Origin of the sequence: Gemmobacter caeni, from assembly GCF_003054195.1 — a bacterium.
Lineage (GTDB): Bacteria > Pseudomonadota > Alphaproteobacteria > Rhodobacterales > Rhodobacteraceae > Gemmobacter > Gemmobacter caeni.
The window spans coordinates 18,095-44,194 of record NZ_QBKP01000020.1; the positions used below are offsets into that span (position 1 = coordinate 18,095).

Consider the following 26,100-nt stretch of genomic DNA (forward strand, 5'->3'; position numbering starts at 1 on the left):
CCGGCAAAACGATAGACGGATCAATCGTGAAATACCGTTGTTCAATAGATACTATCTATCAATCCTGCCGGTACCCATCCGCCGCGCACTGTCGATCAGCGCGGCGATCAGGGGCGTGGGCGGATCACGATGCGCCGCGATGAGGCCCACCAGATGCTCAGCCTCCGGCGCGACGATGGGAATGGCCTGCAACTGCCCCGACCGCGCAAACAGATCGGCCAGCTTCTTGGGCAGGACCGAGGCCCAGTTGCCGCTCATCACATGGGTCAGCAGCGTGATGGTCGAATTTGATTCGATGGTCGGTGCCGCAGTCACCCCCGCCTCGGCCAGATGCAGATTGACGATGCGCCGGTTCTGCATGTCCGAGGTCAGAAGGCACAGCGGCAGACCGGCAAGCTCGGCCCAGGTCACGCGGTCGCGGCCCGCCAGTTCGGTGCCGGGCGCGCAGAGCAGACGGTAGAACTCGGAATACAGCGGCACCTGGGTCACACGGCCCAGCGGCTCATTGTCCAGATAGGTGATACCCGCATCCAGATCGAGCCGCTCGATCCCGGTCAGGATCTCGACACTGGTACGCGACAGAATGGTAACGCGCACATTCGGATGCCGTTTGGTGAAAGGCGTCGTCAGATCGGCGACCATCGACAGCGCGGTCGGAATGACCCCGATGCGCAGATTGCCCGCCAGACCGGACCGGACCGACCGCATCTCCTCGCGCAGCGCCCGTGCGTCACCCACGATCCGCCGCGCGCGGTCCAGCACCCGCTGGCCCTCGGGCGTCAACCCCTGAAAGCGCGAGCCGCGATAGACAAGCTGCACCCCCAGATGATCCTCAAGCTGCTTGATGGCCGAGGAAAGCGTCGGCTGCGTCACACCGCAGACCTCGGCCGCGCGACCAAAATGGCCCTCGTTGGCCAGAGCGATGAACATTTCCAGCTTGTCGATCATGCCGACTTGTTGCCGAACCGACGGGCCGGGCGCAAATCTTTTCCAAAAGATTTGCAAATTTCTTGCAGAAGAAATTTGCCCGCGCGCGGAAGCCTTGCCGCATCGGACCGGGCCGCCTACATGCGGGACATGATGTTGCGCTTGCCCTTCACCCAGAAACCGCCGGTCGTTCCGGTAATCCGCCTGCAAGGCGCCATTGGCGCGGGCAGCCGGTTCTCGCCGGGCCTCTCCGATGCCACTCTGGCGCCGCTGATCGAGCGCGCCTTTCGCCTGAAGCCCGCTGCCGTGGCGCTGGCCATCAATTCGCCCGGCGGATCGGCGGTACAATCGAGCCTGATCGCCGCCCGCATCCGGCGGCTGGCTGCCGAAAAGGGTGTGCATGTCCACGCCTTCGTCGAGGATGTGGCGGCTTCGGGCGGCTACTGGCTGGCCTGCGCGGCGGATGAGATCTGGGTGGATGACAGCTCCATCCTCGGTTCCATCGGCGTGATCTTCGCGGGTTTCGGCTTTCCCGACTTCCTGTCCCGCCACGGGATCGAGCGGCGCGTTGTCACCGCCGGCACTTCGAAATCGCTGGCCGATCCGTTCCAGCCCTCGAAGCCCGAGGATGTGGCGCGGCTCCGCGCCCTGCAAGAGCCGATCCATCAGGCTTTCATCACCCATGTGAAGGCGCGGCGCGGTCCCCGGCTCGCCGGGGGCGCCGATCTGTTCAACGCCGATGTCTGGGTCGGGCAGCAGGCGGTCGATCTGGGGCTGGCCGATGGCGTGGCGCATCTGGTGCCGAAGATGAAGGCGCTTTACGGCGACAAGGTGCGGCTTGTGCCGCTGGGCCAGAAACGCGGGTTGATTTCGCGGCTGACCGGCCGCGCCGCCGCCGCCGCGCTGGCCGAGGTGGAGGACCGTGCCGCTTTCGCCCGGTTCGGGCTCTGACATGCTGGTAAAGGTCGTCACCCTCTTCCTGCTCGGCATGGCCGCCATGGCCATGGTGTTCAAGCATCTCAACAGCCGCAAACGACATACAAAAACCGGAACCTGCCCGCGCTGCGGCAGGCACAGGATTGGCAATGGCCCCTGCCCCTGCGGCGCGGCGCAGAAAAAGGTGTAAACTTTGGGAATGGATCTGCTTTATGTGGCCGGCGGGCTGGTGCTTCTGGTGCTGGGCGGCGACGGGCTGGTGAAAGGCGCGGTGGCGCTGGCCTTGCGGCTGGGGATTCCGGCGCTGATCGTCGGCCTGACCGTGGTCGCCTTCGGCACCTCCGCCCCCGAACTGCTGGTGTCCGTTCAGGCGGCCCTGAAAGGCCAGGCGGGGATCGCGCTTGGCAATGTGGTCGGGTCGAACATCGCCAATATCCTGCTGATCCTCGGCCTTCCCGCCCTGATCGCCACCATCCACACCAGCAAGATCGACACGCGGCGCGGCTATCTGGTGATGCTCGGCACGGCGGTGCTGTTCGTCATCCTCAGCCAGTTCGGCCCGATCACCTGGTGGCACGGGCTGATCCTGCTGACCGCTCTGGCCCTGTCGATCTGGGATAACATCCGTCAGGCCCGCGCACATCGCGATGCTCAGCCCGATGACCTGCCGGCCGGGGATCACATGCCGGTCTGGAAAATCGCCGCCTTCATCCTTGGCGGGCTGATCGGGCTGGGCTTCGGCGCTTCCTTCCTTGTGGAGGGCGCCACCAATATCGCCCGCGCACTGGGAGTTTCCGAAACCGTCATCGGGCTGACCCTTGTCGCCATCGGCACGTCACTGCCCGAACTGGTGACAAGTGTGATGGCCGCGTTCCGGGGGCAGGCAGATGTGGCCATCGGCAATGTGATCGGGTCCAACACTTTCAACATTCTGGCCATTCTGGGCATCACCGCCGTGATCGCACCGATGGAGGTGCCCGCCCAGCTTCTGAGCTTCGACAACTGGGTGATGCTGGGCGTTTCGCTGCTGCTGGTGCCTTTCGTATTCTTCAGGCTGGATATCGGTAAGCTGGCCGGGGTCGGGCTGGCGGGCGGCTATATCGCCTACACCCTTGCGCTGGTGTCCTGATGCGGGCGCTGGTCACGGGGGCAGGCAAGCGGCTGGGTCAGGCCATGGCGCTGTATCTGGCCGGGCGCGGCTATGATGTTGCGGTGCATTACGCGGGCAGCGCCGATGGCGCGGCCGAGACGGTGCAGCGGATCGAGGCCATGGGCCGCCGCGCCATGGCCCTGCAAGCCGATCTGCTGGATGAAGCCCAGACCGAAACTGTGGTCGGCCGCGCGGTGAAGGGCCTGGGCGGGCCTTTGACCGTATTGGTCAACAATGCCTCGATCTTCGAATATGACACGTTGGCCAGCGCCAGCCGCATAAGCTGGGACCGGCATCTGGAAAGCAACCTGCGCGCGCCGTTCGTTCTGACGCAGCAGTTTGCCGCGCAGGCGCCCGACGCCGCGCTGGACCCCGCCGGGGAGCCGCTGGCCACCGGCCTCATCGTCAACATGATCGACCAGCGCGTCCGCAAGCTGACCCCGGAGTTCATGAGCTATACGCTGGCGAAATCCGCGCTCTGGACGCTGACCCAGACTGCCGCACAGGCGCTTGCCCCACGCATCCGGGTCAATGCCATCGGCCCCGGCCCGACCATGCAGGGCGCGCGGCAGAGCCTTGACCACTTCACCCGGCAACGGGCCAACACGGTGCTGGGGCGCGGCTCCAACCCCGCTGACATCACCGCAGCGCTGGGTTTTCTGCTGGATGCGCCTGCGGTCACGGGGCAGTTGATCTGCGTCGACGGGGGTCAGCATCTGGGCTGGAAAACCCCCGATATTCTGGGGGTTGAGTGACCTAACGGCAGGTCGCTGCGGCGACTTGTCCACTTTTCACAATCCGTTTACACGCGCGTCAAGAAAACCCTGATTTATCAGTTATTTGCCAAGCGTTTAATTTTAAATCCAGCAATATCAAATGGTTAAAATATCGCCTATTTTTTAAGCAACTCAAGGAACCCGCCTGAATACAAGGGAAAATCGCGGGTCGGGGGATTTTCTCCGCAAAGTTATCCACAGAAACTGGGGACAGCTTTCCCCTTGCCCTCAGGTCGCTATCATTGCAGCGAGGGACCGGGAATCGGCATATCCGTAAGATGGGGTTTTCCGTGCAGGACGACAGGCAAACCGCGCCGGTGAAAACCGGGCATGAGGTCATTCAGGACCAACTGAAAACGCTCGACGGCTCGCCCGGCGTCTACCGGATGCTGAACGCCCAGAACGAGGTTCTGTATGTCGGCAAGGCCCGCAACCTGCGGGCGCGGGTGTCGAACTATGCGCGGGCCTCCGGGCATTCGGGACGGATCGCGCGGATGATTTCGGAAACCGCCTCGATGATGTTCCTGACAACGCGGACCGAGGTCGAGGCGCTGCTGCTGGAACAGAACCTCATCAAGCAGCTGAAGCCGCGCTACAATGTGCTGATGCGGGATGACAAGTCATTTCCGAACATTCTGATCCCGACCGACCACCCGTTCCCGATGATCCGCAAGCATCGTGGCAAACGCAGCGACAAGGGCCGCTATTTCGGCCCGTTCGCCAGCGCGGGCGCGGTGAACCGCACGCTGAACCAGTTGCAGCGCGTGTTCCTGCTGCGCACCTGCTCGGATGTAATGTTCTCGGGCCGGACCCGACCCTGCCTGCTTTACCAGATCAAACGCTGTGCAGGCCCCTGTGTGGGGCGGATCAGCGAGGCGGATTATGCCGCGCTGATCGACGATGCGACGCGGTTTCTGGATGGCAAATCCACCACGGTTCAGGCCGATCTGGCCAAGGCCATGGCCGAGGCATCGGAAGCGATGGAATTCGAGCGCGCCGCGGCGCTGCGTGACCGCATCAAGGCACTGACCGCCGTGCAGTCGACACAAGGCATCAACCCGCGCGGCGTGGCCGAGGCGGATGTGGTCGCCCTGCACCTTGAGGGCGGGCAAGCCTGCGTTCAGGTGTTCTTCATTCGGGGGAACCAAAGCTGGGGCAACAAGGATTTCTACCCGAAAACCGGCGCGGGTGCCGAAGAGCCGGAAATTCTGGAGGCCTTCCTCAGCCAGTTCTACGATGACAAGGAACCACCGCGGCTGATCCTGCTCAGCCATGGGGTCGAAAACCCCGATCTGGTAACGCAGCTTCTGTCAGACCGTGCGGGCCGTAAGGTGGAGCTCGCAGTGCCGCTCAGGGGGGAAAAGGCGGAGCTGGTCGAAAACGCCCATCGCAATGCCCGCGAAAGCCTGGCCCGGCGCATGGCGGAAAGCACGACGCAGAACCGGCTCTTGCAAGGGCTGGCCGAGGCGTTTGACCTTGAGGCCCCGCCGAAGCGGATCGAGGTCTACGACAACTCGCATATCCAGGGCGCCCATGCGGTCGGCGGCATGATCGTGGCCGGGCCCGAGGGCTTCCTGAAAAGCCAGTATCGCAAGTTCAACATCAAGGGCGAAGCGGGCGCGCAGGGCGACGATTTCGGCATGATGAAAGAGGTGCTGACCCGCCGCTTCGAACGCCTTCTGAAGGAAGACCCCGAGCGCAAGACCGACGCCTGGCCCGACCTTCTGCTGATCGACGGCGGCGCGGGGCAGGTTTCGGCGGTGGCCGAGATCATGGCCGAACTGGGCATCGACGACCTGCCCTTCATCGGCGTCGCCAAGGGCATCGACCGTGACCACGGCAAGGAGGAGTTCCACCGCCCCGGCGAGCAACCCTTTGCCCTGCGAATGAATGACCCGGTGCTGTATTTCATCCAGCGCCTGCGCGACGAGGCGCACCGCTGGGCCATCGGTGCCCACCGGGCCAAACGCGCCAAGGCCACCACCTCGACCCCGCTGGACGAGGTGCCGGGCGTCGGCGCCACCCGCAAACGCGCGCTTCTGGCGCATTTTGGCAGCGCCAAAGCCGTGACCCGCGCGGCGGTAGAGGATCTGACCGCCGTGCCCGGCATTTCGGAGGCCCTCGCACAGCAGATCCACGACTTCTTTCACGAAAAGGGCTGAGCGGCGTGCTCAGCCCGCCTGTTTTGACACCGCCCGCGCCCGCAACAGGGTGAACAGCGCCGCCGCGATCACCAGCGCCGCACCGACCACCACATTACGCCGCAACTCCTCGTCAAACACGGTCAGGCCCAGAATCGCGATGAACACCAGTTGCAGCAGGGCAAAGGGCTGGATATCGCTGGCCTCGGCCACCTCATAGGCCTTGATCATCATGAAATGCGCCCCTGCCCCGGTCAGGCAGAGAAGGCCCATCCATCCCCAGTCCGCCGGAGCCATCGGCTGCCAGAACCAGAGGCCCAGCGGCGTGATCAGCACGGCCGCCACGATGCCTGTCCACAGGAAGCTGGTGCCCGCGTTGTCGCCCCGCGCCACATAGCGTGTCAGGAGCCCGTAAAGCGCGAACATGAAGGCAGAGAGCAGCGGCACCAGCGCCCAGGGGCTGAACACCGCCACGCCGGGCTCCAGAATGATCAGCACGCCGATGAACCCCACCCCGATCGCCGTCCAGCGGCGCCAGCCGACGCTTTCACCCAGAATCGGACCTGACAATGCTGCCACCAGCAGTGGATAGCAGACAAAAACCGCATGGGTGGCGATCAGCCCCAGCTTGATGAAGGCGACGACCATGATGCAGACCTCGGCCACCAGCAGCGTGCCCCGCAGCGCCTGAAGCCACGGGTGGCGCGACCGCAACTGCCCGCCGATACCGCCGGGCCACCGCGAGGACAGCGCCAGCGCGAAGGCCGCGAAGAACCAGAAGCGGATCATCACCACCATCCAGACGTTGTATTGCCCGGCCAGATGGGTGGAAATCCCGTCCTGAAGCGCAAAGACGAACGAGGTGGCCGACATGAGCAGGATGCCAAGCCGGGTATTTTGATGCGCGCGATAGGCGGCGGCCATCGGATCTTCCTTTTCCCAGGGGAAGGTGACGTGGCCTCAGACCCGCCAGCCTGCGGTCATATGCCGCTTATGGCCATGCCCCGGCTGCCGCTCTACCTGAAACCCCGCCGCCTGCAAGGCCCTGCGGACATGTCCCGCGGCCGTATAGGTCGCAAAGCTGCCATGCGGTTTTGTATGGTCCGCTACTGCCTGCATCAGATCGTCAGACCACAGCTCAGGATTCTTCGCAGGGGAGAAGCCGTCAAGAAACCACGCATCCGCCGCGCCGGTCCATGCGGGCAGGGTCTGCCGCGCATCGCCGGTCACGATCTCGGCCCGGAGCCCCGGCAGGTCCAGCACCCTTTGCCCCGCAGCCCATTGATCCAGAAACGGCCCCGCCACCGCCCGCGCCTCGGGGAAATGCGCCAGCGCGCGGGCGATGTCGGCGGCCTCCATCGGAAAGGCCTCGAAACTGGTGAAGTGCAGGACGCCAGGCCTGCCCATCGCGGCCCAGAGGATCTGCACCGCCAGCAGGTTCAGCCCGGTGCCGAAGCCCAGTTCCGCAATGTGGAACCCGTCACACAACCGCGCTTCCAGCCGGTTGCCGTGCAGGAACACATGCCGCGTCTCGGCCAGCCCGTCGTTCAGGCTGAAATACGGGTCATCGAACCGGGTCGAAACGGGGATCACCCCGTCGCGCCAGTCAAGGGTCGGGGCCTCGGGGCTCTGGTCCGGCATGGCGGTTTGTCCTATGGCAGATCGGCGCGACACTGCGGAAAGGAGCGGCGAATGACAAGCTGCGATGTTACGGTGCGGGGCGGCGGCATATTCGGCCTCGCCTGTGCCTGGGAAATGGCCCGGCGCGGCGCGAAGGTCCGGCTGATCGAGGGGACGCGCATCGGCGCGGGCGCTTCAGGCGGGCTGGTCGGCGCGCTCAGCCCGCATATGCCCGACCAGTGGAACGCCAAGAAACAGTTCCAACTGGAAAGCCTGCTGATGGCGGAAAGCTTCTGGTCCGGGGTTGCGGAAGCCTCCGGCCTGCCGACCGGCTATGGCCGTGCCGGGCGGCTGCAAGCCCTGCCCGATGCCCGCGCGGTCGAGACGGCGCGGGCGCGCGAAGCAACCGCGGCAGACCTCTGGCAAGGCCGCGCCACATGGCAGGTGATCCGCGCCACCGGCGCGGCCTGGGAACCCGCCAGCCCCACGGGCCTTCTGATCCACGACACACTCTCGGCCCGCCTGCACCCGCGTATGGCCGCCGCCGCACTCGCCGCCGCCGTCACAGCAAAAGGCGGCGAGATTCACATCGGCGAAGCCCCGGAACAGGGCATCGTCCTGCACGCGACCGGGGTGGCAGGCCTGACAGAACTCGGCGCGGCCCTTGGCAAGCCCGTCGGCGGCGCAGTGAAGGGGCAGGCGCTGAGCCTCCGCTACCCCGCCCCCGATGCGCCACAGATCTATGCCAGCGGTCTGCATATCATCCCGCATGCGGACGGCACGGTTGCCATCGGCTCCACTTCGGAAAACAGCTACGACGATCCTGCAACCACCGACACGCAGCTTGACGCGCTCCATGCCCGCGCCCTCGCCGCCCTGCCCTGCCTCACGGAGGCCCAGGTGCTGGAACGCTGGGCTGGTCTGCGCCCCCGCGCCCGCTCCCGCGCGCCCATGCTTGGCCGCTGGCCCGGCCGTCCCGGCCATTTCATCGCCAATGGCGGCTTCAAGATCGGTTTCGGCATGGCCCCAAAGGTCGCCACCACCATGGCCGACCTGCTGCTCGACAGCCGCGACCACATCCCCGAGGGCTTCCGCGTCGAAGACAGCCTCTGACATACGAAAAGAGGAGCCACCGGCCCCCCTTTGCTTCTTGCAAAAATACTCAACTTCCGGGGCCATCCACCCCGCGCAGGCGTCAGGCCGCTTGCAGATCGCCGATCAGCCCGTCGATATCGCCCTTGCGCCTTTTCAGCATGGCGCCGATTTCCTCACGCTCGGAGGCAAGCATGTTCACACCCTCGATGATGATGTTGAAGAACAGATCCTTGCCGGATTTGTTCGACACATGCCAGCGCAGGTCAAACGGCGCCTCACCGCGCAGACGCGCAACCGAAATGACCTCGAAATAGCTTTTCAGCGGTTTCGCATCGACCACTTCAATGGTGCCCCCGATGAACTCGCGGAAGCGGCGGCCATATTTGCGGCCGATATAGCCCTGATAGGCGCGGGTGAAGGCCTTCATCTGGGCCGGGCTGGCCGACCGCGCGGCCGGGCCAAGTGCCGAACGGGCTATGGCATTCACATCGGCATAACGGGCGAAGATCGCCTCGAAATCCTTGAACATCGCGGCTTCGGGCTTGCCCGAGTTGATCACCTTGTTCACATCGGCAATCGCCCGGTCGATCAGCGCCCGCGCCGAGTTGAGATCCAGCGCCAGCGCGGCTCCGGGCACGGTGACCAGTGCGGCACCTGCCAGTGCGGTGGCGGCAAAGGCGCGGCGGTTCAGAACGGGATGAGCCATGTCACTCCTCGTAAGGGTCGATGAAACTGTCACCACCATCTTCGGCCTTCTGACCAAGCTCGAACCGGCGGTTCTGAAGATAGAGCAGCCGTGCCTGCGCATAGCTGTCGGCGCTATCATATAGGACCGAGTCGATGGTTTCGGAATAGCGGTCCCGATCACCAAGTTTTGAACCGACCTTGGCCGCCGTGGCGTAATAGCTTTCGGGCGTCGGCAGGACCAGACGCACCGGATTGGCCACCACATCGACCGCCGTTCCGACGGTATCGCGCACCGTGCTCGGCCCAATGCCCGGCAGTTCGACATAGGCGCCTTCGCCCACGCCCCAGACATGCAGGGTTTCACCGAAATCGGTCTTGCTCTGATGCACCCCCATCGCGCCCGCCGGATCGAACAGCCCGCCGATCCCGATGGTGGAGTTGACCGCGAAGCGCAACACATTGGTGACAAAGCGTTCCGGGTTGCCCTGAAGCGCGCCGTTCACCGCATCCCCGGGCAGATCGAGGTTAGAGGCGAAGTTCGACACCCCTGTCTTGACCGGCGCCGGAATGATCGCGCCATAGGCTTTGGACGATGGCCGGACCAGCGCCTTGTCGAGCCCGAGATTGACCGAATGAAAGGCCCGGTTGGTCTTTTCATAGGGGTCGTAGGGTTCGGCAGGCGGCGGCGGCGCGGCGCAGGCAGACAGAATCGCTGCCGTGAGTCCGGTCAGGCCAAGGCGGATCGCCGAATTGCGCCGGATACGAGAATTCAATGGAAAAACCATCACCATAAGCCTAGTGTCGCGTCCATTCAGCGCCCCGAAGGACAGTCTTCCGGGCCAGAAGGCAAGGGATAAGCCGCACGCCATGCATTGACAACCGCAAAGCGTGGCGCACAGGTGACGCAAAATGATTTGGCAGCGGCTCCGACGGCCGATGCGAAAGGAGTAGGCAATAATGAGCCGACCAGAGCTTTCGGTGAATGTCGCACCGGGTCTAGCCGAACTCAGGGCCGCAAGACGCGAATCCTACGGCGTCATCCTCGCGGTGTTCCTGTTCAGCGTCGTGGTCAACCTGCTGATGCTGACCGGACCGCTTTACATGCTTCAGGTCTATGACCGTGTGCTGGGCAGCCGGTCCGAGCCGACGCTGGTCGCGCTTTCGGCGCTGGTTATCTTTCTTTTCATCATGATGGGTGTGCTGGATCACGCGCGCGGCCGCATCATGGCACGGGTCGGCGCGGCCTTTCAGGCCCGGCTGGACCGCCGTGTGTTCGAAGCTGCGCTGCGCCGCTCGCAGGTGGCGCCGAACGACCCCGCCGCCACTGCCGCCCAGCGTGATCTGGAGGCGGTGCAGCGGCTCTGGACCTCGCCGGTCCTGCTCGCGGTGTTCGACATTCCGTGGACGCCCCTGTTCATCGCCGCGATCTTCGTCTTCCATTCCTACATGGGCTGGCTGGCCATCATCGGCGGTATCCTGCTGATCTTCGTGACCATCCTGAACCAGCGGATGACCAAGACGCCGCTGAACCGCGCCAACAGCGCCACCATCGTGGCCGAACGCATGGCCGACAACCTCAAGGCCGAGGCCGAGGTGGTGCAGGCGCTGGGGATGCAGAGGGCGGGCTTTGACCGCTGGCAGAAGGCGCGCGCCACCGCTCTGGCGCAAACCATATCCGCCGCCGATCTGGGCGGCACCTTCTCGGTCCTGACCAAGACATTCCGCCTGTTCCTTCAATCGGCCATGCTCGGCCTCGGTGCCTGGCTGGTGCTGAAGGGCGAATTGTCCGCCGGCGCAATGATTGCCGGATCCATCCTGATGGGCCGTGCGCTGTCGCCCATCGAGGTGGCCATTGGTCAATGGGCCGTCGTCCAGCGGGCGCAGGAGGGCTGGAACCGCCTGGCCGAACTGTTCACCCGCGTGCCTGTCGAGCCGCCGCGCACCCAGCTTCCGCGGCCCAGGGCCAATCTGGAGGCGCAGAACCTGACCGTCGTGCCGCCGGGCGAAAGCTTCGCCACGCTGCGCATGGTGAATTTCCAGCTTCAGCCCGGCCAGGCGCTGGGGGTGATCGGGCCGTCGGGCTCGGGCAAATCCACGCTGGCCCGCGCACTGATCGGCGCGTGGAAACCGGCGGGCGGGAAGGTACGGCTGGATGGCGCAGCGCTGGATCAATACGATCCCGACACGCTGGGCAGCTACATCGGCTATCTGCCGCAGCGCGTAACCCTGTTCGACGGCACGATTGCGGAAAACATCGCCCGCCTTCAGGGTAACCCCGACGGGCTGAAGGTGGTCGAAGCGGCGCGCAAGGCCGCCGCCCATGACATGATCGTCAAGCTGCCCGAAGGCTATGACACCCGGGTGTCGGCCCTTGGCGGGCGGTTGTCGGGCGGTCAGATCCAGCGGATCGGTCTGGCCCGCGCCATGTATGGCGACCCGGTCATCGTGGTGCTGGACGAGCCGAATTCCAACCTCGACAACGAGGGGTCCGTGGCGCTCAATGCCGCGATCCGCTCGATGAAGGATGCCGGTTGCGCCATTCTCATCATGGCCCACCGCCCCGCCGCCATTCAGGAATGCGAACTCCTGCTGGTGATGGAGGATGGCACCCGCCGCGCCTTCGGGCCGCGCGATCAGGTGCTGCGCGACATGGTCAAGAACCACACTGAAATCGTCAAGAATGCCGGCCCCGGAGGCGTGACATGAGCGAACCCAAAACCCCCGCCGGTAACGAGGGCAAGCCGGAGAACCCGCTTCCCGCCGCGCCGCGCGCCACGGCGGTGGCAGAGCCACGCCCGGCCCGGCCCCCTGCCCTGCCGAAAGACGCGGCAAATGCCTGGTCGCCGCGCCGCTATGTCGTGCTGGGCCTCGCGGCCTTTGCCGTCCTGTTCGGCGGCTTCGGCGTCTGGAGCGTGACGACCAACATCGCCGGTGCCGTGGTGGCGCATGGCCAGATCGAGGTCGAGAACCATCGCCAGGTGGTGCAGCACCCGGATGGCGGGGTGGTTGAAACCATCGCCGTCACTGATGGCGACAGCGTGCAGGCGGGCGACCTGCTGCTGAAGCTTGATGGCACGGTGCTGCGTTCGGAACTGACCATCGTCGAGAACCAGCTTTACGAAATCATGGCCCGCCGCGCCCGGCTGACCGCCGAACGCGACGACCAGACCACCATCACCTTCGCGCCCGAACTGATCGCGGCAGCCGAGACCAAGGACGAGGTGAAAGAGCAGATGGACGGTCAGGTCCACCTGTTCGACGCCCGCGCCGATACGCTGTCCAAGCAGATCGGCCAGCTGGCCGAACGCCGCGCGCAGGTGCAAAGCCAGATCACCGGCATCGCTGCACAATCCGATGCGCTGGGAACCCAGCTGGAACTGATCCAGAAGGAACTGGCCGACCAGCAGTCGCTGCTGGAAAAGGGACTGGCGCAATCCAGCCGCGTGCTGGCGCTGCAACGCGAGGAGGCACGTCTGCGCGGACAGGTGGGAGAGCTTGAGGCCTCGAAGGCGCAGGCGGGCGAAAGCGTGTCTGAGATCGAGCTGGAGATGCTGCGTCTCAGCGCCTCACGGCGGGAAGAGGCGAACAGCCAGCTGCGCGACATCGGCTATCAGGAACTGGAACTGGCCGAACGCCGCCGCGCCCTGACTGAACGCATTGCCCGGCTGGAGATTCGCGCGCCGGTGTCGGGGGTCGTGCTGGGTCTTCAGGTCACCACGCCGCGCTCGGTCATCCGTCCGGCCGATCCCGTGCTTTACCTGATCCCGCAGGACCGCCCGCTGGTCATCGCCGCACAGGTTTCCCCCATCCACATCGACCAGGTCTATGCCGGGCAGGAAGCCCGGCTGCATTTCTCGGCCTTCAACTCACGCACCACGCCGGAACTGACGGGCCGCATCGCGCTGGTTTCGGCAGATGCCCTGACCGACCAGCGCAGTCAGGCCAGCTATTACCGGGCCGAAATCGTGCTGGAACCGGGCGAGATTGAAAAACTGAAGGGACTGACGCTGCTGCCCGGCATGCCGGTCGAGGCGTTCATCCGCACCCATGACCAGACGCCGCTGGCCTATCTGCTGAAACCCTTTACCGACTACTTCAACCGCGCCTTCCGCGAGACCTGAGGTCGCGGAAACACCGGAACAGGACGGGGGCGGCACTTGCCGCCCCTTTCGCTTGGCGCTAGCCTCCGCCGCGACAGAACAGGAGGTTCCCATGACCATCGAAGCCCGTCTTGCCGAACTCGGCGTCACCCTGCCCGACGCGCCCGCGCCGGTTGCCAATTACGTCGGCTTCGTGCTGACGGGGAACCTGCTGCATGTCTCAGGTCAGGTCAGCGCCGATGCCAATGGCCCGATCAGGGGCAAGCTGGGTGCCGATTTCACCGTGGAACAGGGCGCCGCCGCCGCGCGCGCCTGTGCCATCTCGCTGCTCGCCCAGGCCAGGAAAGCCTGTGACGGTGATCTGTCGCGCATCAAGCGGCTGGTGAAACTGGGGGGCTTTGTCAACTCCACCCCTGACTTCACCGACCAGCCCAAGGTCATCAACGGCGCTTCCGACTTCATGGTTGCGGTGCTGGGGGATGCCGGGCGTCACGCCCGCGCTGCCGTTTCGGCCCCGGCGCTGCCGCTGGGTGTCGCCGTCGAGATCGACGCGATCTTCGAACTGAAATGACCCGCATTCCGCTGCCCACCGCCTTTTTGCACCAGCCCGTCGCGCATCGCGCCCTGCACGACCGCGCGGCTGGCAGGCCGGAAAACAGCCTTGCGGCCATTCGGGCCGCGATGGATGCGGGCTATGCCATCGAGATCGACCTGCAACTGTCGTCCGATGGTGTGGCCATGGTATTCCATGACGAGGATCTGCCGCGCCTGACCGGGCGGTCGGGCTGGGCGGCGGATCATACGGCGGCGGAACTGGGTGCGATGACCCTGCTCGGCACCGATGAAACGGTGCCGACACTGGCCGGGGTTCTGGCTCTGGTTGCCGGCAAGGTGCCGCTGCTGATCGAGATCAAGGACCAGCTGCTGTCCCCCATAGGCCGCATCGGCCCGCTGGAACAGGCGACGGCTGCTGCACTGGCGGGCTATGACGGGCCGGTGGCGCTGATGTCCTTCAACCCTGACAGCGTGGCCGAAATGGCCCGGCTCTGCCCCGATCTGCCGCGTGGTTTGACGACAGGCAGCTATGACCCGGTGTCCTATGCACCACTGTCCCCCGCACTGTGCGACCGGCTGCGCGAGATCCCCGATTATGATCGCACCGGCGCCGGTTTCATCAGCCACGAGGCCGCTGATCTGCCCCGCCCGCGCGTCGCAGAGCTGAAGGCACAGGGCGCCGCGATCCTGTGCTGGACCATCCGGTCGCCCGAGGCCGAGGCGACAGCCCGCAAAATCGCCGACAACATCACCTTCGAGGGATATCTGGCCGCGAAGGCTTGACCGGCGCGCGCCGCGCCGCATCTGCTGTGCGTAACCATGATCGAGGGGCCGCGTGTCCGACCTGACCGTCACTCTGGCCGAAAGCATCGCCGCCGTCCCGGCTGCTGACTGGGACGCGCTGGCCGCGCCCGGCACGGGGCGCCCGGACGATCCGTTCACCACACATCGCTTCCTGCTGGCGCTGGAGGCATCGGGGTCCACCGGCCCCGGCACCGGCTGGCTGGCCCGGCCGCTGCTGGTGCATCGTGGAGCGCAGATGATCGCCGCCGCCCCGCTATACGTCAAATCCCACAGCCAGGGCGAATATATCTTCGATCATGGCTGGGCCGAGGCATACGAACGCGCGGGCGGGCGGTATTACCCCAAGCTCCAGATCGCGGTGCCCTTCACCCCTGCCACAGGGCGGCGCTTTCTGACCCTGCCGGGTGAGGAGGTCGCAGGCATGGCGGCGCTGATCGAGGGCGCGACCCGGGTGGCGCAACAGAACGGGCTGTCTTCGATGCACGCCACCTTTTGCACCGAAGCCGAGGCGGAAACCGGCGCCGCCATGGGGCTGATGCCGCGCCTGACCCAGCAATTCCACTGGCAGAATGACGGTTATTCCAGCTACGAGGATTTTCTGGCCACCCTGGCCTCCCGCAAGCGCAAGGCGCTGCGCAAGGAACGCGCCATGGCCAATTCCCACGGGTTGCGCATTGAAAACCTGACCGGCGATGCGCTGCGCGCCGAACACTGGGACGCTTTCTGGGCCTTCTATCAGGACACCGGCAGCCGCAAATGGGGCCGCCCTTACCTGACCCGCGATTTCTTTGATCGCATCCAGCAGACCATGCGTGATGATGTACTGCTGGTGCTGGCTTTCGACGGCAGCCGCCCGGTGGCCGGGGCGCTGAACTTCATTGGACGCAGCGCGCTTTATGGCCGTTACTGGGGCTGCGTGGAGGATTACCCCTGTCTGCATTTCGAACTGTGCTACCATCGGGCGATCGACTGGGCGATTGCACAGGGGCTGGACCGAGTGGAGGCCGGGGCACAGGGCGAACACAAGCTGGCGCGCGGATATCTGCCGGCAGAGACGCATTCGCTGCACTGGATCGCCGATCCCGCTTTCGCCCGCGCTGTGGCGGACTACCTTGAACGGGAACGCGCCGCCGTGGATGAAGAGATCGAGGTGCTGACCGCCTATGGCCCCTTCCGCCGTGGACCCGCGCAGGATGACTGACCGAAGGACACCGCCATGACCGCTCTGACGCTTTACACCAATCCGATGTCGCGTGGCAGAATTGCCCGCTGGATGCTGGAAGAGACCGGCCAGCCCTATACGGTAACGGTGCTGAACTATGGCACCACGATGAAGGCACGCGACTATCTGGCAATCAACCCGATGGGCAAGGTGCCGACGGTGGTCCATGACGGCCGGGTGATTACCGAATGCGCGGCGATCTGCACCTATCTGGCCGATGCCTTCCCCGAAGCCGGGCTGATGCCCGCAGACCGTGCCGCCTTCTACCGCTGGATGTTCTTCGGCGCGGGTCCGGTGGAACAGGCCGTCACCAATACGGCGCTTGGCTTCGTCGTGCCGCCCGAACGCCAGCGCACCGCCGGATATGGCTCGCTGGAGGATGTGGTCACCGCGCTGGAACACCGGCTGGCCGAGGCGCCCTATTTCGCGGGCGACAGCTTTTCGGCGGTGGATGTCTATCTGGGGTCGCAGATCGGCTGGGGCCTGCGCTTTGGCACCCTGCCAGACCGCCCGGCGTTCCGCGCCTATTGGGATCGTATCGCGGACCGCCCTGCCGCGAAACGCGCACAGGCCGCAGATGATGCGTTGATGGAGCAAAAAGCATGAGCACGCCACCGCTGTCCGAAGACGCCCGCGCTACCGCACTGCCGCCACTGATGGAAACCGGCTGGCAGCCGGTGCCGGGGCGCGACGCGATCCGCAAGATCTGGCGGTTCAAGGGGTTTTCCGAAGCCTGGGGCTTTATGTCCCGCGCGGCGCTGGCGGCGGAACGGCTGAACCATCACCCGGAATGGTTCAACGCCTTCAACATCGTGGATGTGACGCTGACCACGCATGATTGCGGCGGCCTGTCCGATCTGGATGTGAAGCTTGCCAACCGGATGGACAAGCTGGCGGGTGCGGCGGCAGTGGAACATGACCACACCAGCCGCACCGCCTGCCTGTGCGAAACCCGGCCCGGACAGGGCTGACCCCGTCCGAACCGAAAGGGCCGGACCGAGAGGCTCAGATCGCCGCCAGCAGCGACTCGCCGCCCGAGGCTTCGCAGACGCCGGGGCTTTCTTCCAGATGCAGCACCTTGACCACGCCATCCTCGGCGTAAAGCGCATAGCGCTTCGAACGGTCGATCAGACCTGCGGGCGGCGCAGTGAAGTTCAGACCGATGGCCTTGGTGAAGCTGGAATCCGCATCGCCCAGAAAGGTCAGCCCGGCTTCGGCCGCGCCGGTCGCATCGGCCCAGGCCTTCATCACGAAGGGATCATTGACCGAAACACAGATGATCTCGTCCACGCCCTTGGCGGCGAACTTGTCCTTGGTGCGGATGAAGCTCGGCACATGCGCCGTGGTGCAGACGCCGGTATAGGCCCCCGGCAGGCCGAAAATCACGACCTTGCGGCCCTTGAGCTTCGGCCCAAGCTCTACCTGCTCGGGCCCATTGGCACCCATGGCCAGCAAAGTGGCATCCGGCAGGCGGCTTCCTTCAGAAATCGTCATTTCACGTCCCTCGCGCGTTGCGTTACCGATAGCGCCAGATATAGGGTCCGCCGTAAGACAGGGCCAGAGGCGGCAGTGGAGGAAGACGGGATGGCGCATTTCGTGGTGGTGGGGGCCGGTCAGGCCGGGGCCGCTCTGGTGGCAAAGCTGCGTGCGCTGGGGTTTCAGGGCGACATCACGCTGATCGGCGAGGAAACCGCCCCGCCCTACCAGCGCCCGCCACTGTCCAAGGCCTATCTGCTGGGCGAGATGGAGGAGGAACGGCTCTGGCTGCGCAGCGCCGATTTCTATGCCGACAACCGCATCACCCTGCGGCTGGGCGAAGCTGTAACCGCCATCGACGCAAGCGCCCGCACCCTGACCGTCGGCGGTGAAACCCTCACCTATGATGAACTCGCGCTGACGACCGGATCGGTGCCGCGTCGCCTGCCCGCCGCGATCGGCGGTGATCTGGCGGGGGTCTATACCGTGCGCACGCTCGCCGACGTCGATGCGATGCGGGCCGAGTTTCAGCCCGGCCGCCGGGTCGTCATCGTCGGTGGGGGCTATATCGGGCTGGAGGCCGCGGCGGTGGCCGCGAAGCTGGGCCTGAATGTCACGGTGATCGAGGCCGCGCCGCGCATCCTGCAACGCGTCGCCGCGCCCGAAACCGCAGATTATTTCCGCGCCCTGCACGGCACGCATGGCGTCACGATCCGCGAGGGCGTGGGTCTTGCGCGGCTGGCAGGCGAAACCCGCGTGACCGCCGCACATCTGGCCGATGGCAGCGAACTGCCCTGTGATTTCGTCATCGCCGGCGTCGGCATCCTGCCGGTCACTACGCTGGCCGAGGCGGCAGGCTGCGCCATCGAAAATGGCATCCGCACCGATGCGCTGGGTCTGACAAGCCAGCCGCACATCTGGTCGGCGGGCGATTGCGCCTCTTTCCCGCATGGGACGGGGCGGCTGCGTCTGGAATCGGTGGGCAATGCCATTGATCAGGCAGAGGCCGTGGCCGCCAACATGCTGGGTGCAGGGCAGCCCTATGTGGCGAAGCCCTGGTTCTGGTCGGATCAATATGACTGCAAATTGCAGATTGCCGGGCTCAATACCGGCTATGACCACATCGTCACCCGCAAGGGCGAAGGTGCTGCGGTCAGCTTCTGGTATTATGCGGGCGACACGCTGCTGGCGGTGGATGCGATGAACGACGCGCGGGCCTATATGGTCGGCAAGCGGCTGATCGAGATGGGCCGCAGCCCCGCGCCAGAGGCTGTGGTGGATACGCCCGACCTGAAGGTGCTTCTGAAGGCATGAGGATCATCGGCGGCACGTTCCGGGGGCTGAAGCTGGCCGAGGTAGGCGCAGGCGATGCGGCGGCGCATCTGCGTCCCACCACCGACCGCGTGCGGGAATCCATCTTCAACCTGCTGGTCAACGGCCGCATCGCACAAACGGGCGATCCTGTGACAGGCGCACGGGTGCTGGACCTGTTCGCGGGAACCGGCGCTCTGGGGCTTGAGGCGCTCAGCCGTGGGGCGGCCCGCGTTGCCTTCGTCGATGACGGCACCGCCGCGCGCGCGTTGCTGCGTCGGAATATCGAGCTGATGCGCGCCATGGGCCAGACCGATGTCTGGCGCCGCGATGCAACGCGCATGGGGCCGAACCGGGGCGCAGGCTATACTCTGGTCTTTCTTGACCCGCCCTATGGCAAGGGTCTGGGCGAACAGGCGCTGGCTTCCTGCGTGGCGGGTGGCTGGCTGGCCCCCGGCGCTGTTGTCCTCTGGGAAGAAAGCGCCGCACCGCTTGCCCCCGCCGGATTCGAACAGATCGACCAGCGCGCCTATGGCGATACGGTCATCACGCTTCTGAGGGCGGCATGATCCCGGCGGCGGTTCTGTTCGATTGCGATGGCGTGGTGGTGGACAGCGAAGGCCCCACTTTCGACATGCTGGCCGAAGATCTGGCCGCGCGTGGCCTGCCGCTGACCCATGCCGAGATGGAGCGGCTGTTTCTGGGCGGCACCGTTGAAAAAGTGGGCCTGCGCGCCGCCGGGATGGGCGCCGATATCCCGCCGGGCTGGGCGGCAGATTTCTATGAACGGCTTTACGCCCGGCTGGCCGAAGGCACGCCGCTGATCCCCGGTATTCTGGACGTGCTGGACCGGCTGGATACGGCAGGGGTGCCCTATGCCATCGGCTCGAACGGAACCGGGCGCAAGATGGGCATTACCATCGGTCAGCATCCGGCGCTGGCCGCACGGCTGGAAGGGCGGATGTTTTCCGGCATCGACCTGAAGATGATCAAGCCCGCACCCGATCTTTACCTGCACGCCGCTCAGGCGGTTGGCGCTGATCCCGTCGCCTGCGTGGTGGTAGAGGACAGCCCGACCGGCGCGCGGGCGGCCCGCGCCGCCGGGATGCGCTGCATGGGATTTACCCCGCAGGGGGATGGTGCCGCGCTGGCAGCCGAAGGCGCGGTGATCTTCCGAGCCATGGTCGAACTGCCCGCATTGCTGGGGCTGGATTAAAGGTCGAACAGCCCGCCTTGCGCTGCCTGCTGCGGTTGCGGCGGGGCGAGACCGATGTGGCGCCATGCCTTTGCCGCCAGCATTCGCCCGCGTGGCGTGCGCTGGATCAGCCCCTGTTGCAGCAGGTAAGGCTCGATGACCTCCTCGATGGCATCACGGCTTTCCGACAGGGCGGCGGCAATAGTCTCCACTCCCACGGGGCCACCGCCGTAGTTCTCGGCCAAAAGCAGCATGTAACGGCGGTCTGCGCCGTCGAGGCCAAGGTTATCGACCCCCATCCGGGTCAGCGCCCGGTCGGCAATGGCGCGGGTCAGCCGCCCGTCGCCTTCGACCGTCACGAAATCCACCACCCGGCGCAACAGACGCCCGGCAATCCGGGGGGTGCCGCGCGCGCGGCGCGCAATCTCGCGCGTGCCCTCGGGCAGCGGTTCGACCCCCAGCAGGCGGGCGCCGCGGGTGACGATATGGTCAAGCTCATCCTCGGTGTAGAATTGCAGCCGGGTCGGGATACCGAAACGGTCGCGCAAAGGCGTGGTCAAAAGGCCCAGCCGCGTCGTTGCGCCCACCAGCGTGAAGGGTTGCAGGTCAATCCGCACCGTCCGCGCCGCCGGCCCCTCGCCGATCACCAGATCCAGCGCGAAATCCTCCATCGCCGGATACAGCACCTCCTCCACCACGGGGGAAAGGCGGTGAATCTCGTCGATGAACAGCACGTCGCGCGGTTCCAGATTGGTCAGGATCGCCGCCAGATCGCCGGGTTTCGCCAGCACGGGGCCAGAGGTCATGCGGAACCCCACCCCCAACTCGCGCGCCATGATCTGCGCCAGCGTGGTCTTGCCCAGACCGGGCGGGCCATGGAACAGCGTATGATCCATCGCCTCGCCCCGCATCCGCGCGCTTTCGATGAAGATGCGCAGGTTCGCCCGCGCCTCGGCTTGCCCCACGAAATCATCCAGCACCTGCGGGCGCAGGGCGCGGTCGGCGTCCTCGGGCAGGCGGTCGGGGCGAAGGGCGGGATCGGGCTGGGTCATGCCCGGAACAATCCCCGAACGGCGGTGATTTGGCAAGCGGATTGGCCGCGCCTCAGGCCCAGGGGCCGCGTCGCCCGCTGCGCGGGATCGACGAGGCGCGGGTCGCCTGCACCGGAGCCGCCGTCCCCCTCTGTCCTGCCAGTGCCATCAAGGCCGCCACCCGGTTTTCCGTGTTCGGGTGGGTGGAAAACAGCGCGTCGCGCGCATGGGCGTGCAGCGGGTTGATGATGAACATATGCGCCAGCGCCGGATTCGCCTCGGCCCGGGGATTGTCGATCCCCTTGGCGAAAGCCTCGATCTTGCGCAGGGCCGAGGCCAGCCACATCGGATGGCCGCAGATTTCGGCACCGATCCGGTCGGCTTCGTATTCGCGCGAGCGTGAAATCGCCATCTGCACCAGACCGGCCATCAACGGCGCGAGGATCATCACCAGAATTCCGCCAATCAGCCCACCGCCGCCGCCCTCACGATCCCGACTGCCGCCAAAGAAGAAGGCGAAATTGGCCAGCATCGAAATCGCCCCGGCCATGGTGGCAGTCACGGTCATGATCAGCGTGTCACGGTTGCGGATGTGCGCAAGCTCATGCGCCATGACCGCCGCGATTTCCTGCCGGTCGAGCCGCCGCAACAGCCCCATGGTCGCGGCCACGGCGGCATTTTCCGGGTTGCGGCCGGTGGCGAAGGCATTGGGCTGGTCTGTGTCGATGATGAACACCCTGGGGCGCGGCATCCCCGCGCCATCGGCCAGATCATGCACCAGCGCCACGAAATCCGGCGCGCTCCGGGCATCGACTTCGCGTGCGCCTGTCATCGACAGTACCGCTTTGTCGCTGTTCCACCAGGTAAACAGGTTCATGCCACCGGCAAAGACCAACGCGATCAGCGCGCCTGACGATCCGCCGATGAGGCCGCCAAGACCCATGAACAGGGCGGTCATCGCCGCCATCAACAGGGCCGTCTTGAAATAACCGTTCATCGAACACCTCCGCGCCCAGCGATATGGGGCGAAGGAAAGGGGCGGACAAGGCCCGCCCCCTCAGGCGTCATTCCGCCTTCATCGCCTCGATCGAGATTTCCACGGTCACATCGTCCCCGACATAGGGCGCGAACATGCCGAGGTTAAAATCGGTGCGCTTCAGCGTAGTGGTGCCGGTGAAGCCCATCCACGGCTTCTTCGCCATGGGATGCTCGCCCGCCTGGGTCAGCGCCGCATCCAGAACCACCGATTTGGTCACGCCGTTCAGCGTCAGGTCGCCGGTGATCTTCGCGGTTTTCTCGCCCGTCACCTCGATGCCGGTGGATTTGAAGGTGACCAGCGCGCTGTCGTCAGCCGCGTTGAAGAAATCGGGCGACATGAAATGGTCAAAGCGTTCCTGCCAGCCGGTCAGCATGGTGCGGACGGGGAAGGACACTTCGACGCTGGAGGCTGCCGGATCTTCGGCATCAAAGCTGATATTCCCGTCGAAGCCCGAGAACATGCCCGTCGTGGTCGAGAAACCAAGGTGGTTGTAGCTGAACACGATCTGGCTGTGCGAGGGATCAAGCACATAGGCCTCGGGCGCAGCCATGGCGGGGGCAGCGGTCAGCGCGGCCAGAAGCGACAGGGTGGAAAGGCGGATCATCGGGAACTCCGTCTGTTTGCAAGGTCGGGCAGCACATGCTGCATGCGCAGAAACTGCCCGGCCCGCCTTCTGTGCACAATTCAGTGCCTGCGAACATGGTCTGTTCGCTGCCGAACATCAAAAGCAGGTCAGAGCCCTTGAATGGCTCAGTTTTTTGGCATGAGGAGCTTCAGCGCCCGGCGGATCAGCTCGGCAGTATCAGCCTCGGGCGCCTCTCCCGAGACCGTGGCCACGGCCTGCGCCGCATCGGCCTGGCCATAGCCGAGGTTCAGCAAGGCCGACAGGGCATCCGCACTATAGGCCGCGCGGGTGACGGCAGGCCGGACCGGGACACTGCGGGCGGGCTTCGCCTTGACAGCGGGCGCGGGTGCGGCCTCTTCTTCCGTCACGACGGCCTCTGCCATCAGGCTGCTGCCCTGGGCCATGATCGCCGGGGCCTTGGATTTCAGCTCCAGCACCACGCGCTGCGCGATTTTCGGGCCGATGCCGGGTGCCGCCTGAATGGCACGGGCATCACCCAAAGTGATCGCCCGCGCTGTCCCCTCGGCCCCCAGTGTGCCCAGAATCGCCATGGCCGCCTTGGCACCCACCCCCTGCACGGTGGTCAGCAGGCGATGCCATTCTTTTTCCAGCATGGTCGGAAAGCCGAAGAGTTGCAGCAGATCCTCGCGCACCAGAAGTTCGGTATAAAGGGCGCAGGCCTCCCCCACGCCGGGCAGCGCCGCCAGAGTACGGTCGCTGACATGGACGATATACCCCACGCCGCGCACGTCGATCAGCACATGATCGGCACCGCGCCACTCGATCCGGCCCGCAATCCTGCCGATCATCCCGCCGCCCTCCGCAATGCAGCCTCCAGCCGGCCGCTCGACTGACAGTGATGCGCATGGCAAATGGCAATCGCAAGTGCATCCGCCGCATCAGGACCGGCGATCTTCACCCCCGGCAGATGCAGCCGCACCATGTGATCCACCTGAACCTTCGCAGCATGCCCCACGCCCACCACGGTCTTCTTTACGGCATTGGGCGCATATTCCCCCACGGTCAGGCCGAATTGCGCCGGCACGAGCAGGGCAATCCCCCGTGCCTGCCCCAGCTTCAGCGTGGCCACCGCGTCCTTGTTGACGAAGGTATGTTCCACAGCCGCCGTATCAGGCGCATGCGTATGCAGCACCTCGGTCAACTGGGCATGCAGGCTGCAAAGCCGCTGTGCCAGATCCCCGTCACCCGTTCCAGGTGTGGAATGGCAAATCCCGTTGGCGATATGGGCGATTCGCGTGCCGGAAACCTCGATCACGCCCCATCCGAGGTTCCGCAACCCCGGATCAATGCCCAATACCCGCATGCCCGCGCCTTTTTGTTCTACATTTTCCCCAAACTAGCACGAAAGAAGAACATCCGCCAAGATCAATTCGGGCTTGCATCCCGCGCAGGCCGGGGTATGAATTTCGCATATTTGCGACTATCCGGCCGATGAAGGCGACGATCGCCTGCGGCCCTCGCAAAGCACTGCCAGAACCCTGTCCACCGCAGCGGCCGAGCCATGCGGTTTCTGCATGTGGGCCATGCCTTTGCTTCGCTTGCTTTGCACCTGCAGCAAGATTATTTGACGCCTCGAAGGCACGGATGCCTTCGATCTAGGCAGTTTTGAAACGAGGAACACCGCCATGGCCGCTTATGAGACGACCCGTACGGCGCCCTTTGGCGCCATCTCCACCTACCGCTTCGTGCAGTTCCTGAGCAACATTTTCGCCGCCGTCGCCGACTGGAACGACGCCCGCGTGACGCGCAATGAACTGGCCAAGCTGTCGGACCGCGAGCTTGACGATATCGGGCTGTGCCGCGGCGACATCTATCAGATCGGCTCCAAACTGGGCCACTGATATCCGTCGCCGGATCGGGCGCGACGCGCCCGCTGCTATGCCGAAGGCCGCTCCTTACGGACGCGGCCTTTTTGGTATTTGACCGCCGGCAACCGGGTGCCCCGGCCCCCGTCGCTTTCAAAGATATTTGTCGAGTTGGGCCGAGATCCACAGTGTCACGGGATCAGCCTGCATCAGGAAACCGCCCAGACGCTCAAACCCCTGCGAGGCCTGCATCGCCACAACCCGGTCCTGAAAGGAAGCGTCGCCGATCTGATGATGCATCGCACCCTTCAGGCCAAGGACGCAAAGCCCAACGATAAGCAGAGGGCCAAGCACACGCCGACGCCGTGATCTGGGACGCTGATAATGGGACCGGCCGAGCGTTCCATCCGCCTCAAAGCCATAACCTTTGGCGCGCGCTTTTTCGACACGCGCGACACGGGCATAAAAATCGCCCAAATCCTGTTCGGCCATACCACACATACTCCACGATACGGCCCCCACCGAGCGTCCTACTTAAGGCTGAAATGTGGCAATATTGCGGCAAAGGCCCGCGCCCCGCCCCGTTTCAGCCTTTTTTCAACACCAGAGTCGACCATTCCCCGATGTCCTCACGCTGCTCCAGGGTGAATCCGGCCGCCAGATAAGCCGCCGTCACCGCCTCCGCCTGTACCACCAGAAGACCAGACAGAATCGCGATTCCTCCCCTGGCCGCATGGGCCGCCATATCCGGCGCCAGTTCGATCAGCGGACCTTTAAGGATATTGGCAAAGATCAGATCGAAAGGCGCGGCCTCCGCGAGCCGCGGCTGGGCAAACCCTGCCGCTTCAAGACATTCTACCCGGCCCTCCAGCCCGTTGATCGCCACGTTCGCCTCAGCCACATCCACCGCCACCCGGTCGATGTCGGAGGCCAGAATCAGAGCCTCGGGCAAAACAGACGCCGCGGCCAGCGCCAGGACAGCCGTGCCGCAGCCGATGTCGGCAACCTTTGCAGGCCGGAACCCGGCGTCGAACAACCGGTCGAAAGCCCGCAGACAACCAAGCGTTGTGCCGTGATGGCCGGTGCCGAAAGCTACTGTCGCCTCGATCTGCAGCGCGATCCGATCCGCAGGCACCTTGTCGGCATCATGGCTGCCATAAACAAAGAAGCGCCCCGCCTCAACCGGCGCCAGCTCGCGCCGCACATGAGCGACCCAGTCGATTTCCGGCAACTCCGACAGCGCAAAGGGCCGTGCCTCGAAAGCCAGCGCCAGAACTTCCAGCATCACCTCGTTGGGCTTCTCGGTGAAATAGGCCCCGACTTCCCAAAGCCCCGAGTCATCCTCGATCTCAAAGACACCGATGCCGACCGGCGCCGGGTCAAGCTTCTCGACCGCCTCGGCCAGGGCCTCGGCAGCATCTTCTCCCATCAACGTCGTGAGGGCGGAATAGGTCGGCATCGCGCGGCTCCTCTCAAGGCAGGCTCGCGCCGCGATAGACCCCGGCGGCTCAAGGGTCAAGCGGCGCTGGCACCGGGCCCGACCTGCCGGGGGCCAGCCCCCGGACCCCCGGAGTATTTCAGGCA

General features: G+C 65.2%; 29 protein-coding genes. 16 read left to right on the forward strand and 13 right to left on the reverse strand.

Annotated features, from left to right (window positions below; genetic code table 11):
• Positions 1-51: 51 nt before the first annotated feature.
• On the reverse strand, positions 52-948 hold the full coding sequence (locus tag C8N34_RS21570; protein WP_054303849.1) for a LysR family transcriptional regulator: 897 nt from the start codon (positions 946-948) through the stop codon (positions 52-54).
• A 129-nt stretch (positions 949-1,077) separates the two neighbouring features.
• Here C8N34_RS21570 and C8N34_RS21575 point away from each other — a divergent pair, with 129 nt between their 5' ends.
• The 4 genes from C8N34_RS21575 (at position 1,078) to uvrC (ending at position 5,951) form a co-directional block, all read left to right on the forward strand.
• Complete coding sequence (locus C8N34_RS21575; protein WP_054303942.1) at positions 1,078-1,878, forward strand: S49 family peptidase; 801 nt, start codon at positions 1,078-1,080, stop codon at positions 1,876-1,878.
• A 184-nt stretch (positions 1,879-2,062) separates the two neighbouring features.
• Positions 2,063-2,992 (forward strand): calcium/sodium antiporter, encoded by a 930-nt coding sequence (locus tag C8N34_RS21580; RefSeq protein WP_054303850.1) that lies wholly within the window; start codon positions 2,063-2,065, stop codon positions 2,990-2,992.
• Positions 2,992-3,768, forward strand: coding sequence for an SDR family oxidoreductase (locus C8N34_RS21585; RefSeq protein ID WP_108130462.1), 777 nt, complete (start codon positions 2,992-2,994; stop codon positions 3,766-3,768). The genes C8N34_RS21580 and C8N34_RS21585 overlap by 1 nt, the downstream gene beginning before the upstream one ends.
• A gap of 299 nt (positions 3,769-4,067) precedes the next feature.
• Positions 4,068-5,951 carry an excinuclease ABC subunit UvrC gene (gene uvrC / locus C8N34_RS21590; protein ID WP_108130463.1) on the forward strand — a complete coding sequence of 628 codons (1,884 nt, stop codon included), beginning with the start codon at positions 4,068-4,070 and terminating at the stop codon, positions 5,949-5,951.
• 9 nt (positions 5,952-5,960) lie between these two features.
• On the opposite strand, the gene C8N34_RS21595 is transcribed toward uvrC, so the two are convergent.
• Both C8N34_RS21595 and mnmC2 read right to left on the reverse strand, forming a co-directional pair.
• Positions 5,961-6,854 (reverse strand): DMT family transporter, encoded by an 894-nt coding sequence (locus C8N34_RS21595; RefSeq protein WP_108130464.1) that lies wholly within the window; start codon positions 6,852-6,854, stop codon positions 5,961-5,963.
• Positions 6,855-6,890: 36 nt separating this feature from the next.
• A complete protein-coding gene (mnmC2, locus tag C8N34_RS21600; RefSeq protein WP_108130465.1) occupies positions 6,891-7,571 on the reverse strand; it encodes a tRNA (5-methylaminomethyl-2-thiouridine)(34)-methyltransferase MnmC2 in 681 nt (226 codons plus the stop codon).
• Positions 7,572-7,622: 51 nt separating this feature from the next.
• On the opposite strand from mnmC2, the gene C8N34_RS21605 reads away from it, so the two are divergent.
• Entirely contained in the window at positions 7,623-8,663 is a 1,041-nt protein-coding gene (locus tag C8N34_RS21605) for an NAD(P)/FAD-dependent oxidoreductase (RefSeq protein ID WP_108130466.1), read from the forward strand.
• 82 nt (positions 8,664-8,745) lie between these two features.
• Here the strand turns inward: C8N34_RS21605 and C8N34_RS21610 are convergent, their stop codons facing one another.
• Complete coding sequence (locus C8N34_RS21610; protein ID WP_108130467.1) at positions 8,746-9,351, reverse strand: MlaC/ttg2D family ABC transporter substrate-binding protein; 606 nt, start codon at positions 9,349-9,351, stop codon at positions 8,746-8,748.
• A 1-nt stretch (position 9,352) separates the two neighbouring features.
• Positions 9,353-10,117, reverse strand: a complete 765-nt coding sequence (locus C8N34_RS21615) for an MlaA family lipoprotein (protein ID WP_108130502.1) — start codon at positions 10,115-10,117, stop codon at positions 9,353-9,355.
• 172 nt (positions 10,118-10,289) lie between these two features.
• On the opposite strand from C8N34_RS21615, the gene C8N34_RS21620 reads away from it, so the two are divergent.
• The 7 genes from C8N34_RS21620 (at position 10,290) to C8N34_RS21650 (ending at position 16,984) form a co-directional block, all read left to right on the forward strand.
• Complete coding sequence (locus C8N34_RS21620) at positions 10,290-12,038, forward strand: type I secretion system permease/ATPase (RefSeq protein ID WP_108130468.1); 1,749 nt, start codon at positions 10,290-10,292, stop codon at positions 12,036-12,038.
• Positions 12,035-13,453, forward strand: a complete 1,419-nt coding sequence (locus C8N34_RS21625; protein ID WP_082401066.1) for an HlyD family type I secretion periplasmic adaptor subunit — start codon at positions 12,035-12,037, stop codon at positions 13,451-13,453. Before C8N34_RS21620 ends, C8N34_RS21625 begins: the two co-directional genes overlap by 4 nt.
• 91 nt (positions 13,454-13,544) lie before the next feature.
• Positions 13,545-14,003: a RidA family protein gene (locus C8N34_RS21630; protein ID WP_054303858.1), complete on the forward strand. Its 459-nt coding sequence runs from the start codon at positions 13,545-13,547 to the stop codon at positions 14,001-14,003.
• Positions 14,000-14,770, forward strand: a complete 771-nt coding sequence (locus C8N34_RS21635; protein ID WP_108130469.1) for a glycerophosphodiester phosphodiesterase family protein — start codon at positions 14,000-14,002, stop codon at positions 14,768-14,770. The genes C8N34_RS21630 and C8N34_RS21635 overlap by 4 nt, the downstream gene beginning before the upstream one ends.
• A 52-nt stretch (positions 14,771-14,822) precedes the next feature.
• Entirely contained in the window at positions 14,823-15,992 is a 1,170-nt protein-coding gene (locus C8N34_RS21640) for a GNAT family N-acetyltransferase (protein ID WP_108130470.1), read from the forward strand.
• A gap of 15 nt (positions 15,993-16,007) precedes the next feature.
• Complete coding sequence (locus tag C8N34_RS21645) at positions 16,008-16,619, forward strand: glutathione S-transferase family protein (RefSeq protein ID WP_108130471.1); 612 nt, start codon at positions 16,008-16,010, stop codon at positions 16,617-16,619.
• On the forward strand, positions 16,616-16,984 hold the full coding sequence (locus C8N34_RS21650) for a 4a-hydroxytetrahydrobiopterin dehydratase (protein ID WP_108130472.1): 369 nt from the start codon (positions 16,616-16,618) through the stop codon (positions 16,982-16,984). The genes C8N34_RS21645 and C8N34_RS21650 overlap by 4 nt, the downstream gene beginning before the upstream one ends.
• 34 nt (positions 16,985-17,018) lie before the next feature.
• Here C8N34_RS21650 and C8N34_RS21655 read toward each other — a convergent pair whose 3' ends face one another.
• On the reverse strand, positions 17,019-17,507 hold the full coding sequence (locus C8N34_RS21655) for a peroxiredoxin (RefSeq protein ID WP_108130473.1): 489 nt from the start codon (positions 17,505-17,507) through the stop codon (positions 17,019-17,021).
• Between the two features lie 90 nt (positions 17,508-17,597).
• On the opposite strand from C8N34_RS21655, the gene C8N34_RS21660 reads away from it, so the two are divergent.
• The 3 genes from C8N34_RS21660 to C8N34_RS21670 are packed head-to-tail and all read left to right on the forward strand — an operon-like array spanning position 17,598 to position 20,016.
• Positions 17,598-18,803, forward strand: a complete 1,206-nt coding sequence (locus tag C8N34_RS21660; protein ID WP_108130474.1) for an NAD(P)/FAD-dependent oxidoreductase — start codon at positions 17,598-17,600, stop codon at positions 18,801-18,803.
• On the forward strand, positions 18,800-19,369 hold the full coding sequence (gene rsmD / locus C8N34_RS21665; protein WP_108130475.1) for a 16S rRNA (guanine(966)-N(2))-methyltransferase RsmD: 570 nt from the start codon (positions 18,800-18,802) through the stop codon (positions 19,367-19,369). Before C8N34_RS21660 ends, rsmD begins: the two co-directional genes overlap by 4 nt.
• Complete coding sequence (locus C8N34_RS21670) at positions 19,369-20,016, forward strand: HAD family hydrolase (RefSeq protein ID WP_108130503.1); 648 nt, start codon at positions 19,369-19,371, stop codon at positions 20,014-20,016. The genes rsmD and C8N34_RS21670 overlap by 1 nt, the downstream gene beginning before the upstream one ends.
• On the opposite strand, the gene ruvB is transcribed toward C8N34_RS21670, so the two are convergent.
• From ruvB to ruvC, 5 genes are all read right to left on the reverse strand, one after another.
• Complete coding sequence (gene ruvB / locus C8N34_RS21675; protein WP_108130476.1) at positions 20,013-21,047, reverse strand: Holliday junction branch migration DNA helicase RuvB; 1,035 nt, start codon at positions 21,045-21,047, stop codon at positions 20,013-20,015. The two genes, C8N34_RS21670 and ruvB, sit on opposite strands and share 4 nt — an antisense overlap.
• 52 nt (positions 21,048-21,099) lie before the next feature.
• Positions 21,100-22,023 (reverse strand): zinc metalloprotease HtpX, encoded by a 924-nt coding sequence (gene htpX, locus C8N34_RS21680; protein WP_108130477.1) that lies wholly within the window; start codon positions 22,021-22,023, stop codon positions 21,100-21,102.
• Positions 22,024-22,090: 67 nt separating this feature from the next.
• A complete protein-coding gene (locus C8N34_RS21685; protein WP_054303868.1) occupies positions 22,091-22,669 on the reverse strand; it encodes a YceI family protein in 579 nt (192 codons plus the stop codon).
• Positions 22,670-22,815: 146 nt separating this feature from the next.
• Positions 22,816-23,499: a Holliday junction branch migration protein RuvA gene (ruvA, locus tag C8N34_RS21690; RefSeq protein ID WP_108130478.1), complete on the reverse strand. Its 684-nt coding sequence runs from the start codon at positions 23,497-23,499 to the stop codon at positions 22,816-22,818.
• The gene (gene ruvC, locus C8N34_RS21695) at positions 23,496-24,014 is read right to left on the reverse strand and encodes a crossover junction endodeoxyribonuclease RuvC (RefSeq protein ID WP_054303870.1); all 519 of its coding nucleotides are present in this window, start codon (positions 24,012-24,014) and stop codon (positions 23,496-23,498) included. Before ruvC ends, ruvA begins: the two co-directional genes overlap by 4 nt.
• 322 nt (positions 24,015-24,336) lie before the next feature.
• On the opposite strand from ruvC, the gene C8N34_RS21700 reads away from it, so the two are divergent.
• Positions 24,337-24,552, forward strand: a complete 216-nt coding sequence (locus C8N34_RS21700; protein WP_054303871.1) for a DUF1127 domain-containing protein — start codon at positions 24,337-24,339, stop codon at positions 24,550-24,552.
• A 117-nt stretch (positions 24,553-24,669) separates the two neighbouring features.
• On the opposite strand, the gene C8N34_RS26980 is transcribed toward C8N34_RS21700, so the two are convergent.
• Together C8N34_RS26980 and C8N34_RS21710 are read right to left on the reverse strand one after the other, a co-directional pair.
• A complete protein-coding gene (locus C8N34_RS26980) occupies positions 24,670-24,816 on the reverse strand; it encodes a hypothetical protein (protein WP_242013873.1) in 147 nt (48 codons plus the stop codon).
• A gap of 286 nt (positions 24,817-25,102) precedes the next feature.
• A complete protein-coding gene (locus tag C8N34_RS21710; protein ID WP_108130479.1) occupies positions 25,103-25,975 on the reverse strand; it encodes a 50S ribosomal protein L11 methyltransferase in 873 nt (290 codons plus the stop codon).
• Positions 25,976-26,100 lie beyond the last annotated feature (125 nt).